Here is a 13598-nt window from a genome sequence, read left to right as displayed (position 1 = left end):
ACGATGAAAAAAGACAAGCCACTCACAAACAAAAAAGGACCTGTATCAGGTCCTTCCCTCTATAAGCGTCAGCTTGGCGCTTGCTCTTGATTTAATGCTTTCTTGTTTCCGTACAAGAACATCGCAGTCCCGATCCAGCCGCATATCGAAGCAATCACAAGCAGCATCGATAGCGATACACTGTCCGATAGCCCTGCTCCCAGCAGCGGCCCTAACGTTCCGCGAACACCAAATAACATCAGATGAACGCCAAATACAGTTGCTTCTCTTCCTGGTGCAAGCCTGGATACGAAAGCAAGAATACCAATATCCCAAATGGCTTCCCCTACGCCTTGAATCCCATTGCCTACAATAACTGCGGTATAGGTTCCCCATACACCATATAACATGGGAACGATCGCATAAGCGCTAATCCCGCATACCAAGACATGCTTAATATCTATTCGATCAATTAACCGCCCGGCAATTAAGTACGTAAGCAGCAAACCGGCAAAATAAGAAATGCGAGCATAGCCGATTTGTAAATTGCTCAGCTCCAGCACCTGTACCTGAATAATCTGATAAAGCGGATTGGACAGCATATTACCAAAGCCAGCAAATGTCGTAGCCGCGAGGAATACGGCAAGCTTACGATTTCCTGATACGAGTGCCCATTGGTCTCTCAGCGAGAATTTAGCTGCTGTCCTTGATGGTACAGGCATAAGCTGCTTCGGAAGCCGAAGCGAGTTAAACAAAATAACAGATGCTGTACCAAAGATAGCGGCTGTAATAAGTGGACCAGCTGGTCCTGCTCCGTCTGCCCAAATGCCAACGATATAAGCAAGAGGAATCATTAGTGCACCACTTGCTACACGTACATATCCCATAAGACGGCCTCTGACATCAGCTGGATACATCCGGGCTACAAGCGACGCGTAAGCGGGGGCTTGGATTCCCATTAATATTTGGAAGACCAGTGCAGTTGCAACATACACAGAAGGAAATGCAAACAAGGCCGGAAATATGATCAGCATCCTGCCGATTACATTCGGAATAATAACGAACGGCTTAGGATTTCCAGTCTTCTCAATCCAGGCTGCCCAGATCGGCGAGAACAGTAATCCAACTGCCGGTGCAGCGGACAACAGCCCAACCTGCAGGTTGCTGGCTCCTTCTTGAATAGCGAACGGCATAAAAAATTGATTCAATACTACGTTAAAAATACTGAATAATAAGGTCGCGCTAAAATCAATTCTTGCATTAAACCAGACACGCGGCATCATTTGCATGCCGAGCTTATACACACTGCCCTTTGTTTCCATCTCGCTGCAATCCTTTCGCTCCACTGACCGTTTCTATATTTTTAAGACATACCCATTAGATCAGAGATTATTGCAAAGCGCAACAATAAAAAAAACGGTCCTTATCGGACCGAACGCCGCTACCTGTTACATCACCATTAGCAATAAACCAAAACAGGCGATGGATGTACCAGTATAGCCCCAGGCTGCCGCGAGACTGCAATCCCGGAGTTTCCATATTCGGATCAGGTAGACCACCGTAAATCCAATGGAAATGATCATGATTCCCATCATGATGCCGTCCATGAAGGGATCGTTCATCATCCCGCTCATCCCGCCACCGCTATGATGCATATTGGACCATTCCAATGCACTTACACCGCCTGTCAGAAGAAGCGGAATAAGCAAATGAATGCCATGTACGACTATTGGAAATAACATGCCGCCAAGAGATAGAAGAGAGCTGCGCGGCAATCGTCTATTGGACACGAGCAATCGCCTCCATTTCTGTTGCACTACTCCAGTATATGGCGCAATAAGACAGAGATTCGCATTATTTTCTAAAGAATGACGGCGTACAGGCACAAAAAAAGAAGCAGACATCATCTGCTTCTCATTGGCTTATTCCGGTTGTTCCTTACCGAGGAAGCGCCAGAAGTTTCGGTTGAACAAATCATCCAGATCTCGCTTGATCTCTTCCTCCGTGACTTTCCATCCACTGTTATACAGCCGCTCATATTTCGAAGCCAGCACTTGGCCGATGATACGGCGCGAATGCTCCCATTTGTAAATCAGCTGTTCAAACACTCTGCAGTCCGAATGCTGAGGAATAACGGATGTACCAAGCAGCTCCAAACGGAACTTCGTCATTTCCTCCACCATCGATTCTATATGGAGGAACCACCAGCAGCCAAACACCATCAGATTGCGGAATTTCCGTGCAAGCACAGTCAGCTCATGCTGGTTACTGCGAGCAAGCATAGTGATCAGGAACTTCTGTGTCGGATATGTTCTGCACAAAGCTTCAACCGCCGAGACATCCGAATCCATGCTCATATCCCCCGCCAAGCGAAGCTCGGGATTAACACGACGGCGAACACCAATCATAAGGGCGAATGGAATACTATGCTCTTGGCAGACCGGCACCATCGCTTCGTCAATCATCCGGGTGCGGTGATCATCAGCTGGATATACGAAATCACCAGGCATGGATACAGCCAAATATAAAGCATCCATTCGTACAATCCATTCCGAGAGGAAACGGCGTACTTCTTCCTTCGTCCGCTCAGTCCATTCTACCGAGGCCTCATAACCAAGCGAGCGGAGATGTTCGACCGCATTAGGCCAATCATTAAGCAAGGAGTCCACACGCAAAGCCGCTGAGAACCGGGAGTCGGTATTTCCTTCGCGCTTCAGCCATACTTCACGTTCTACCGCATCAAATGGATCATTTGTCATCACGACATGCTTCACATTCGAAATACGAAGCACTTCATCTACCTGCTGGGCAGTTGTACGTTTAGCTAACGCTTCACGATATTCATTCAAATTGCGCGAAGAAACATCAAGTCCCAGACGGTGAAGAATCGTAATAAAGCCATTAGCTGCTTCACTGACAGGTGAATGCTCTATAAAGAGCTTGTTCCAGATCCAATCCGCCTGCTCACGCTTCGACATTGTCCAGAATGCCTCATAGGTCTCCTCATCACTCGACCAGCGGAACGACTCCGATATTAAATAATGATAAATAAGAAGCTCATCTATCCCCCAGAGCAGCAAATCACCAAAGTCAGCGGAAAATAAATGGGTATGCATATCCGTTACCGGCATTGTCATCGCGAGCTGTTCAACGATTTCTTTTACCGTATTGACGGAATCAATCGTCTGTTGTTCCTTAATCATGCGATATTCCTCCTCAGCTTGTCCTATCATCATCGTACCACCGGAAGGAATATACCGCTTCTATACGGTTATCGTTGATTCACATCTCATTTATACGTGGTTGGTGTATTCCGAAGAGCGCTGTATAATGAATCTGCAGCTTATTTCTGTCATGGAGGATCGCATGAGCATTCACGAACTACACTCGCTTCCCATTGAAGCCATGTATAATACATCCCAAATCCCAACCGACTTTCATTCCCATCTGGAGTATGAAATCTATTATTTTCACAGCGGAAAATGCAAGCTGTTAATCGGCGACAGCATCTATGAACTTGCACCAGGCAATCTTATCCTGATGAACGGCATGACGCTTCATTATCCATCAATAGATAATCGTTATGAGTATTGCCGAACGGTCGTTCATTTCGACCCGGCTTTCGCTTCTGGATTATTCCAGCCGCCGTTCCTCGTTCCGCTGCTGCTCCCGTTCGAGCGCCAGACCAACCGCTTGATCTCGCTGCAGCCGGAGGAACGTTCGCGGATCGAGCCGCTGCTTGAACGGTTATGTGAGCTGCGGCAAAGTGAAGACCCTCTGTCACATGACCGGCTGATTCTATGTTTTCAAGAGCTGCTTCTGCTCATCTATGAACTATCCAATATGCCAAGCTACGGACAAGCCACTCCGCCAACAAGTGTGAAGCATCAAAATGTCCAAAAGTTAATTGCCTTTATCGAGGAGCATTATCGAGATGATATTCAGCTTGATGATTTAGCTGGCTACATGCATTTGAACAAGCATTATATCGTCAAAATTTTCAAAGAAACGACAGGTATTACCCTATTTCATTATCTATACCAACGTCGTATAAATCAGGCGAAAATGCTGTTCACGATGAATCCGAACCGATCGATTACGGAGATGGCGTTCGAGGTGGGTTTTAAATATGTATCGCATTTCAGCCAAACGTTCAAAAAATATACCGGGCAATCGCCCGACGAATATCGTAAGGGAACTGCCCGGTCCTATAAAGATCCAACTCTGTCCCGCTAAGAATGGAATTGTTCCCGAATACCGGATAAATAAGCTTGAAGCACAACCTGGATGCTTTCATCCAGATTAACCGGCAGGCCAAAGCCTCCGCTTCGTTCAAGTGAGGCGAAGCCATGCATGAGGCTGCGGAATCCTCTTACAAGATGAATCGTATCCTCCTTCTTCATGTCATACGCATGATGCATCACTTGTATAATAAGCTGAATCAGCTCTTCACTTACTTTCAGAAGCTCCGCATCATCAGAATGCTGGGCAGGAAGCGTAGCTTCATATAAACCTGGATGCTCCCTTGCAAACGTAATATACGCTCTGCCAATGGCAAAGACAGCATCGTCACCGGATCTCCCGGCTGCTGCCCGAAGCAGCTTATTGTGCAAATTCTTTAAGCCGTATAGGGCAAGCTTTTCCTTGAGTCCACTTAATCCGTCTACATGATTGTACAAAGAGGGGGAGCGGATGCCGAGCTTTTGGGCTAATGAGGCAAGAGTTACGGACTCCAGCCCGTTCTCATCCGCCAGCTGAGCAGCCTTCTGTATAATGGTTGATAAATCCAATCCTAATCGTGGTGACATATGTTATTCTCCCTTAACTTCATTCCTGCTTTAGTCTAATTCCATTTATACCAATACCGATTCAAGCTTTCTTGCAGCCTCCTGTACCGCTTGCTCCATGGCTGCTTCCGGATTAGCAAGCATCTTCCCATGACCTACAGCAAGTAAGGTTGGCTTCAGCTTAAGCAGCCTTATCGCACTGTTAAGTGATTCTTTCTTATTCCAGGTAGCCATCGCCGGGAACGGAAACCATGGACGTACCTGCCCGCTTACCGCAACTCCACCTCGTGTCTGGAAAGCATCTCCCACTATTAAAGCCTGATTGCGTGAATCAAGGAAGGACATGGAGCCTGGCGTATGTCCTGGTGTTGATACTGCGAGCAGCGAACCAACACGATCTCCATCCTGAAGCAGTACATCAGGCAGCGTTACTATTTTGCCCGGCTTTGGCACGCCGCCTCGGATCGGCGTGGTTGGCTCATTCGCGTCAAGCGAGCGATCGCCGTTAAGCAGGCGGGAATCCCTAGCGGAAATATAAACGGTCGCATCGGGCAGCTGCTTCTTCAACGCATCCAGTGCACCAATATGATCACCATGAGCATGCGTCAACACAATGCGGGTAATGGGTTTGCCAATCTCATTAGCTGCTTTCAAAATATCAGCCGCATTGTTTGGCATCGCTGCATCGATTAAAGTTAAGCTCTTCTCTTCTTCGACCAAATAGCAATTAACAGGAAATACGTTTGGCAAATACGTTAGTTGATAAATCGATTCTTGACGAGTTATTTTCATTTTAAATAACCACCTTCGCTCATAAACTAATTTCGTTAGTTTTATAATAACTAATACCATTAGTTTTGGCAAGAGGGAATTTGCCTAAAAATAGAAAAAATCTAGTACAACGACAAGAAAATCCCGATAAAAATGTGAACCAGTCATTCAACTGCCTATAGTTGAGAAACGTCAGCTGCAGCCGGTCATTATTGAACGGCTGCAGCACTGTTCTAATTAAACTAAAGTTCTTCGTTAGCGCAATGAATGCTCCGTTTCGTCTTTCATTGCGCATACCATTTTACAAAAGACATCTTCCCAGTTCATATTCACATTTTCAATCGCATGGGTAGGGAAAGGAAGCGAATCAAGCAACCTTAATTCGATCCGTTTACGGTTCTCCATAAACTTAATATTATGTTCCGTTGCGAAGTGTGGTTTAGAGCGGATGGATGAAATCCATATCTGCTGCTCCCGTACACTAGGTTGGGTTAAATAAATCAAGACGGGATTCATAGCGAATATTCGATTAGCGATTCCATGAATATGCTGCTCAATTTGGCTATCAGAAGCCTCATAGTGCCTTAGCAAATCATGAATTTGATGTTGAAAAAACACAGATTCAAGTACAAAAATGGTATCTGTAGTGCTGGCAAGTTCATGAAAAAAAGCCGTTCAGTACGGATTTCCCGTCTGAACGGCTTGCTTATCTCATCTATTCGATGCCTTCCTCTTTCGCCTTCGCATTAACCTCTTCAATCATTTTGTCGAGACCTTTGGACTTATAGTCGTCCACGACCTTCTGCCATGATTTCTCCACAGGATCCTTCGACAGCATCACATTCAGCAAATCGTCATGGTCGAAGATGGTGAAGCTGTCTTTGGTCGGAGTTGACATATAGGTCAAGCGAATGTCGTATTCCGGTACCTTCGTATTGTTCAGAATCCAGTCAACATAATCAACCGCATCTTGTCTCAGGCCTTCATCGGCAATTGCCGGGTTGCTGATGTTATAGCGGTCTGACGTTTCATAAGCAACCAAGTCTCTCAGGAAGCCGGCAGCCGGGTACTTCTCGACAAAAGGCGTATCATCTAGCATAACCTTCTTGTCGCCCTCTACTTTGTAGTCCACGCCATCTTTGCCGTACGTCAGAAGGTCTTTGCCTTCAGGAGACAGCACGTAGTCATACAGTGCCAGAATACGGTCCAACTTCTCCGGAGCGATTTTTCCGCTGAAATAGCTCTCAGACCAATATGTCTTGAAGATCGCATGGCTGCGTTCTCCGTCAGGCCCTTTCAGTGGTTTCAATACTTTCACAGCCTCTGAAATATCAGTATCCGGGTAGCTTGCAGCCCAACGCTTCGTGTTAACATTCAAATCCAGGTTAATGAATCCACCGCCGGAGAGCATGGCTGCCACTTTGCCGGAAGCAAATTTATCATAAGCGATGTCCGGACTTGTAAGCGCAATGTCGGGATCGATTAGATTTCTGTCATACATATTCTTCATGTTCTGAAGGGCTGGTATCGCGTTTTTGGAAAATACTGCAGGAATGAACTTCCCGTCTTCCTTGATCCATTTGAAATCCGCACCGCTGCCGTCGCTTGTCGCAACCGGATTGCCATACAGCCAGAACAAGCCGCCCAGCATTTTCACTTGTGCCGTTGTCAGGCCCGTAATCTTCTTGCCCTCCGGATCTGCCTTCACGATCGCTTCAAGCATCGCATTAAATTCATCCCAAGTCTCCGGCTCCTTCGTAATGCCGGCTGCCTGCGCTAAATCCCAACGGTAGTAGACAACGCGGTCAAGCGCGCTCCAGTCAACGCTTGGGAACATCCTTCTCGGAATCGTGTATTGCTTGCCGTCGACAGCTAGTCCCGCAATGTCCGGAGTTTCAAAGTATTTCGCCAGATTCGGATATTTCGTGAGGTCCGGCAATGGAGCTACAACGCCTTGCTCAACCCACTTGCGCTGATATTGCGTGCCAATCGCGTCAATTGCGAATACATCCGGCAGTTGTCCTGAAGCGGCCCACATTTGAATCTTTTGGCCATAGTCGTCCCAGGTTGTGTTGACCGGCTTAATCTTAATGTTGAATTTGTTCATAATCTCCTGCACAATCGGATCATCCTTGACTTTGGCCATTTCCGCTTCAATATCCCAGAAGGAAACGGAAATTTCCATCGGATCCTTATACGGGTTTTCCTCTCCTGCCGTACTCGAATTCGCCGACGAAGGGCTTTCACTTTCTGCCGTCTTCTCGTTCCCGTTACCGCTGCAAGCCGCAAGCAGCCCCGTGAACAAAGTCATACATGCTACTATGATGCCTAACTTCTTAATTCCTTTCATCCTTTAATCCTCCCTTTATTCATTCTGAAGCCTTTGTTAGGATAGGACAAGCATCTATATGAATTTCCTTATCCTTTAATGGAGCCTACCAATATCCCTTTGGCGAAGTGCTTCTGCAAGAAGGGATAGACCATAAGGATCGGCACGCTTGAGACCACGATCGTCGCCATCTGCAAAGCCGGGGTGTAGACCCTGGAATTGCTGCCTGCCGCCTGTTGAGCCAGCGTGTTCAGCAGCTGATTGCTCGTAATGAGCGTCTCACGCAAATAAATCTGAAGCGGCGCCTTGGCGGAGTCGCTGATGAAGATAAGCGCGTACCACCACTCATTCCACCGCTCCACCGCGTAGAACAAACCAAAGGTGGCAATGAACGGCGCGGAGATGGGCAGGATGATTTTGAACAAAATGTACAAATCGTTGGCCCCATCGAGTTTTGCGGATTCTTCCAGGCTTTCTGGAAGCGTACCGAAGTAGTTTTTCATAATAATCAAGTAGAACGTATTGAGACCTGCCGGGATAATCATAACGAGTATGTTGTTGACGAGCCCCAAATCTTTAATGATGAGATAAAAGGGGATAAGTCCGCCATTGAAGAACATCGTGAACAAGATGAGCGTCAGCATAGCGTTCCGGCCCGGCATCCCTTTTTTGGAGAGCGCATAAGCACCCGTAACCGAAATTATCATGCTGAACAATACGCCGGCGACGGTTACGATGACTGTATTCAGCGTAGAGCTCCAAAACTTCGCATCGGTCATTATCACCTTGTATGGCGTTAAATCAAAGGACAACGGCAGCAGATAAAGATTTTGCTTGCTGATGACATCGAATTTGGCGAATGAAATAATTAGCACGTTATAGAATGGGAAAAATGTGATAAGAGACAGCAGGCCGAGCACGATATATACGGCAATGTCGAAGGTGCCCAGTCTTGTCCTCTTCCTCGTTTGCGTTAGCTTCATCTGTCGAATACCTCCAAACCGCAATTTAATAGAGTCCTTCTTCGCCCATTCGCTTCACGATGGTGTTTGCCAAGACGAGAAGCACCAGGCTAATGACGGACTTGATGAGTCCGGCTGCTGTCATATAACCAAAGTCGCCGCCGATCTGGAACGACGTCCGATAAATATACGTGTCGATAACATCGGCCACGGAATAGACCGGTGAGCTGTATAGGTTAAAGATTTGGTCGAAGCTTGCGCCCTGTGTCAGAAGCTGGCCTACATGAAGAATGAGCAGGATCGCCACCGTGCTTCTTAATCCCGGCCATGAGATGTGGAGCAGTCTCTTGAACCGGTTGGCTCCGTCCATCTCGGCCGCTTCGTAAAGCTCGGGATTAATACCCGCCAGTGCAGCCAAGTAGATGATCGAATCCCAGCCGACTTCCCGCCACATATGCGTGATATAGAGGAGGGGCCTGAAGGATGCGCTGTCCGTTAATGGCGAGATCGCCTCGAATCCGACAGCCATGAGGAGCTGGTTCACTACTCCGTCCCGGCTAAGGATGTTCGTAATAATACCTGCCAGCACGACCCATGAAATGAAATGCGGGAACGTAAGGACGGTCTGAAAAAAACGTTTGGCCGTCTTCCTTGAAAATTCGTTTAGCAGAATGGCTAAGAGGATCGGCATCGGGAAGTTGATCAACAGCTTCATCAAGCTGATAATGATCGTATTTTTGAATGCCGTATGGAAATCCGGATCCGTCCATATTTTTTGGAAATGGTCGAACCCGATCCAAGGACTGCCCAGAATGCCGCCTCTGTAATCGAAAGTCTTGAATGCCAACGTTACGCCGTACATCGGCCCGTAGGCGAAGATCGCGTACCATAGAAGAATTGGCAGGACCATCAGATAAAAATATTTGTACTGAAGCATGGTTGCCCAAAGCTTCTTCGTTTTTCCAACGCTCGCTCCGCTCTGCATTAGAAGTCACTCCTTGCTAATCTAAGTTATAAATCCGGTATCACTGTCTGCTTTGTTAGTATAAAAGGGACATCGAGAGTCGAGTATGGACATAATCAGCCTTCTATGTGGACTCCGTAATGAAAGTGCTTTCATCTTTTTTCATTCATAGAATCCGACATAGGCGCAATAAATTTGTACATAGCACATTGTTCATTATTCTTGTTTTTTAAGACCACGCAGTGAAAAGAAAGGAGGCCGGCGCAAACTGCGCCAGCCTCCTTCTTACTCCGTTATTGCCCCTTAATGCTCCGGTACTCCTCCGCATGCATCGGCCCGCCCTCTTTCATGACCGTCCATAACGGATCAATGTCGCTGTCCATCGTCGACATCATGTCGTCATGCCATTCGTTAAGCAGATAGACGGCTTCCTTGCACACGTCCCTCCGCTCCTTCGCCAGATTGTACTGCTCATAGGGGTCTTCCCTCAAATTAAACAGCATTTCCTTCGGAAAACCGTGGTAACCGTCATGATAAGACCGAATATAGAGCCAGTCTCCAAATCGGACGCTGCGCTGGCAGACATGTGCGCATTGTGTCAATATAAGGCAGTCTCTTCCCTGGTCGGATGCGCCGGATACGCCCGTTATACTATCCGCATAGCTTTTGCCGTCCCAACGCTCCGGATGCCTTGCGCCAACAAGATCAGCCAGCGTCGGTCCCAGATCCAAATGGTAATGCAATCCTTCGTTGATGATGCCCCTCGCGCCGCCCGGCCAGCGGAAGATCATCGGGATGCGGCAGGTACCCTGGTCGGCCGTGCCGTGCTCGGAATAAATGCCAAGCTCTCCCAGGTTTTCCCCATGGTCCGCGCTAATAAGAATAGCTGTCTCCTCCAAGACGCCGAGCCGCTTCAGATACGACAGCACTTGTCCGATATGATCATCCATATAGCGGATCGCACAATCGTAATTGTCGATAATCTGACGGATATCCTCATAAGATTCGATCTCCCGGCCATGTCTGCTCCACTTGCTGTAATGCGACTTCGCCAGTTCGTTCATATCCTTAAGGCTATGCTGTCCATCCTTCTGCAGATGAGACCTGAATACGTCCTCCGTCAGCCACTCCGGCAACGGTTCTTCCGCGAACGGATGACCGTAGTCATCCGGCACCCGGTAAGGTGTATGGGGATCCCAAAAGTTCAAATGCAAAAACCATTGATCGGACTGGCCATTGTCCTCCAGCCACTTTAGAGCGGTTGGCAGCACTTGATGCGCTGATTCCAACCCGTTCTCCCCAATGTTATGAACCTCATTGAAGCCGGCATTGAAGGTCCATGCGGAATGCCGGTCGGCGAACGTGCTGATCGTCGCTGTCTTATAGCCCGCTTCCCGCATAACGTAGGGGAGGCTTTCCCGTTTCAGCCGGTCCTCGAAGCCGCGGATTGCCCCGTCCCGCCGCATATCCGCCGCGGTTCCGCCATGTCCCGCAACACCGGTGTGAATGCCGAATCTACCCGACATGAGAGCAGTCCGGGAAGGCATACACGGGGCATCAGAGCAATAATAGTTCGTGAAAACAACACCTTCTTTGGCTATGCGGTCAATGTTGGGCGACGTATTGCGAGGATAGCCGTAGCAGCCTAGATGATCGGGACGAAGAGAGTCCAGGTCTAATAAAAGTATTCTCATGATAAATCCATCTCCTTCTTAAAGTAGGTGAAAGTAAGTGCTTAAAAGTCCGGTTTATCTGCCATTCTATATGCCGGCAAGTACCGAAGGCGTGGCAATGGAATGCCACAAGGCAACACTAATGACTTTTGCCTCGCTCTCTTCTCTTGCATCAAACGGCAGGATAAGCTCATCCAGTTCTTCCAAATGAGAAACTTCGCCGCTTACGTACTGATTCACACGAACGATCGCTGTTTCGATCCTCTGCAAGAGTCCACCCATGCGCAGATCGAATACATCCAAGCCGAATATTTTATTCTCCTGCATCCACTGCTTCTTATAAGCGTTCATGAACCATACGGCCCTTGCTGATATTTCCGGAAGCAGCATCTTCGCAATATGACCGAGCCCCTCTTTGTCACCGCTATGATAGGCATGACGAATCTCGATTCCGACAGTCGCCTTCAGCTCCAATAGTCTGCAAAGCGCAGCCTGCGTTTCGAAAAGCAATCGCCATTCCGGATTGCGTTCAGCCGCAGCATCCAGCAGCACCGCACTTCTGTAATAATGCTCCTTGTAGGCTTCCGGCAGCACATGCTTGTCGAACAGCCCGTACAACACATCCTGATATAACAGGTATTTGCTTGGATTTACCTGATTGCCCATGCTTCGTCCGGGTGAAGGATTATCAGGCACAAGATTGGCAAGATCCAAGGAGATGAAATCTCCGTATTCTCCGCCTGCACATGTCGAGAAACGCTCCTGCAGTACGGATTCGTCTCCCGTATTCTTGTAACAGAGCTCTGCCCACAGCTGTAAGGTTGGAAGGACGGCGTAGAAAGAGCCTTCCGCCCCGTTGTCTCCCCATACCGTGACAAGCGTCTCGCGTATCCCGCTTGCGACGCAGCTCTCATGCGCCATTATTCCAATATGGCGGCTGAACGCATTGTTCGGGGTGAAGCCCATCCACTTCCAGGCGCCGCCGGCGAATACGATGTTATCGCTCAGCTGCTTGTGCTTCTTCATCATCCCTTCGTATTTCGCCCGGTCTTCCGTGTAATAATCCCAATAAACCAGCTTTAAATTCTCCGGGATCAGGGAGGCAATATCCGCCCTGATCGGACTTTCGGGGTCGTAATATTCGCCGCCGCTCGCAAGCCTGAAGAACATGTCGCTCCACATCATCGGCTTATAGCCGTACGAACGGGCTATCTCCATGACTTTGGCGAAATGCTTCATCATAAGCGAGGAGCGGTCCTGATAACCGTGCTTGTCCAAGTATTTGCCCAATCCCATCATATGGGCTTCGTCCATCCCGATGTTAATGCTCCGGCTGCTCAGATTACCCGCCATCGTTCGGAACATTTCATCGATCAGCTCGTAGGTCTTCGGTTCGTCGATCAGCAATATGTCGTTACAGTCAACCAGGTCGGCATGCGCCGCCCACTTCAGCGCGGGACCGAGATGCGCGAGCGTCTGTATGCAAGGCACCAGCTCGATGCCAAATAGCGACGCAAAGCGATCCATACTCTTCCACTGCTCCGCCGTATAGCGCCCTCTCATATAGCCGAAATACGGATAGGCATCCATCTCGTACGTATCCTCTGTATACAGCTGCACCGTCGTATACCCCATCAGGGCCAAGCGCCTGATTATATTTTTGAATGCATCCATATGCAGAACGGCGTTGCGGGAGCAATCGATCATAACGCCCAAACTGTCGTAACACGGCGTCTCTTCCACGCTGAACGGCTTGCCTTTCCTGATACCCTCTATCGTCAATCCGAGCGCCCGAACAAATTGAGAGCCGCCGCCGCAAGAGACGATTGCCGATTGTCCATCATACTGAATGGCGATTCCGCCGCTTCCCGCTTGGAATTGCAAGGGAATACCTGTCTCCGACAACGTGACGTGCAGGCAGCCTGCCGCTTCGGATAATGCCTGCCGTTGTTCCTCCGTTAAACCCCTTACTCGAATATTCATATTTTTTCGCTCCGCTCTGTCTTATATCATTTATCATTCTGCTGCTCGAACGCAGGAAGAGACATCCTCTTCCATCATGTATTCAGCCATATTATAATGAACATTTAGGACTGCACAGTATAGATAAAATCGGTATATTCTTGTTCATAA

The 13598-nt window shown here is 48.3% G+C and carries 11 protein-coding genes; 1 reads left to right on the top strand and 10 read right to left on the bottom strand.

The annotated features are described in order from the left end of the window. Window positions 1-68: 68 nt before the first annotated feature. From AB4Y93_RS08285 to AB4Y93_RS08275, 3 genes are all read right to left on the bottom strand, one after another. Window positions 69-1301: an MFS transporter gene (locus AB4Y93_RS08285; protein ID WP_441890807.1), complete on the bottom strand. Its 1233-nt coding sequence runs from the start codon at window positions 1299-1301 to the stop codon at window positions 69-71. 126 nt (window positions 1302-1427) lie between these two features. Beyond that, window positions 1428-1769: a hypothetical protein gene (locus AB4Y93_RS08280; protein ID WP_441890805.1), complete on the bottom strand. Its 342-nt coding sequence runs from the start codon at window positions 1767-1769 to the stop codon at window positions 1428-1430. 132 nt (window positions 1770-1901) lie between these two features. Then, entirely contained in the window at window positions 1902-3182 is a 1281-nt protein-coding gene (locus AB4Y93_RS08275) for a glucuronate isomerase (protein WP_441890803.1), read from the bottom strand. 163 nt (window positions 3183-3345) lie between these two features. Between AB4Y93_RS08275 and AB4Y93_RS08270 the strand changes: the two genes are divergently transcribed. Further along, a complete protein-coding gene (locus AB4Y93_RS08270) occupies window positions 3346-4215 on the top strand; it encodes an AraC family transcriptional regulator (RefSeq protein ID WP_441890801.1) in 870 nt (289 codons plus the stop codon). Here the strand turns inward: AB4Y93_RS08270 and AB4Y93_RS08265 are convergent. The 7 genes from AB4Y93_RS08265 to AB4Y93_RS08235 all read right to left on the bottom strand — a co-directional run bounded on the left by AB4Y93_RS08265 (window position 4212) and on the right by AB4Y93_RS08235 (window position 13448). Beyond that, the gene (locus tag AB4Y93_RS08265) at window positions 4212-4787 is read right to left on the bottom strand and encodes a WHG domain-containing protein (RefSeq protein WP_441890799.1); all 576 of its coding nucleotides are present in this window, start codon (window positions 4785-4787) and stop codon (window positions 4212-4214) included. The two genes, AB4Y93_RS08270 and AB4Y93_RS08265, sit on opposite strands and share 4 nt — an antisense overlap. A 45-nt stretch (window positions 4788-4832) precedes the next feature. Further along, a complete protein-coding gene (locus AB4Y93_RS08260) occupies window positions 4833-5558 on the bottom strand; it encodes an MBL fold metallo-hydrolase (protein ID WP_441890797.1) in 726 nt (241 codons plus the stop codon). Between the two features lie 694 nt (window positions 5559-6252). Next, window positions 6253-7887, bottom strand: coding sequence for an extracellular solute-binding protein (locus tag AB4Y93_RS08255; protein WP_441890795.1), 1635 nt, complete (start codon window positions 7885-7887; stop codon window positions 6253-6255). Between the two features lie 68 nt (window positions 7888-7955). After that, window positions 7956-8849 carry a carbohydrate ABC transporter permease gene (locus AB4Y93_RS08250; protein WP_441890793.1) on the bottom strand — a complete coding sequence of 298 codons (894 nt, stop codon included), beginning with the start codon at window positions 8847-8849 and terminating at the stop codon, window positions 7956-7958. A gap of 25 nt (window positions 8850-8874) precedes the next feature. Then, the gene (locus AB4Y93_RS08245; protein WP_441890791.1) at window positions 8875-9813 is read right to left on the bottom strand and encodes an ABC transporter permease; all 939 of its coding nucleotides are present in this window, start codon (window positions 9811-9813) and stop codon (window positions 8875-8877) included. Window positions 9814-10085: 272 nt separating this feature from the next. Further along, window positions 10086-11486 carry a sulfatase family protein gene (locus AB4Y93_RS08240; protein ID WP_441890788.1) on the bottom strand — a complete coding sequence of 467 codons (1401 nt, stop codon included), beginning with the start codon at window positions 11484-11486 and terminating at the stop codon, window positions 10086-10088. A 66-nt stretch (window positions 11487-11552) separates the two neighbouring features. Next, the gene (locus tag AB4Y93_RS08235; RefSeq protein ID WP_441890786.1) at window positions 11553-13448 is read right to left on the bottom strand and encodes a beta-N-acetylhexosaminidase; all 1896 of its coding nucleotides are present in this window, start codon (window positions 13446-13448) and stop codon (window positions 11553-11555) included. Between the last annotated feature and the right edge of the window lie 150 nt (window positions 13449-13598).

Origin of the sequence: Paenibacillus sp. YAF4_2, from assembly GCF_052113225.1 — a bacterium.
Classification (GTDB): Bacteria; Bacillota; Bacilli; order Paenibacillales; family Paenibacillaceae; genus Pristimantibacillus.
This window is presented reverse-complemented; position numbering and strand designations above follow the sequence as displayed.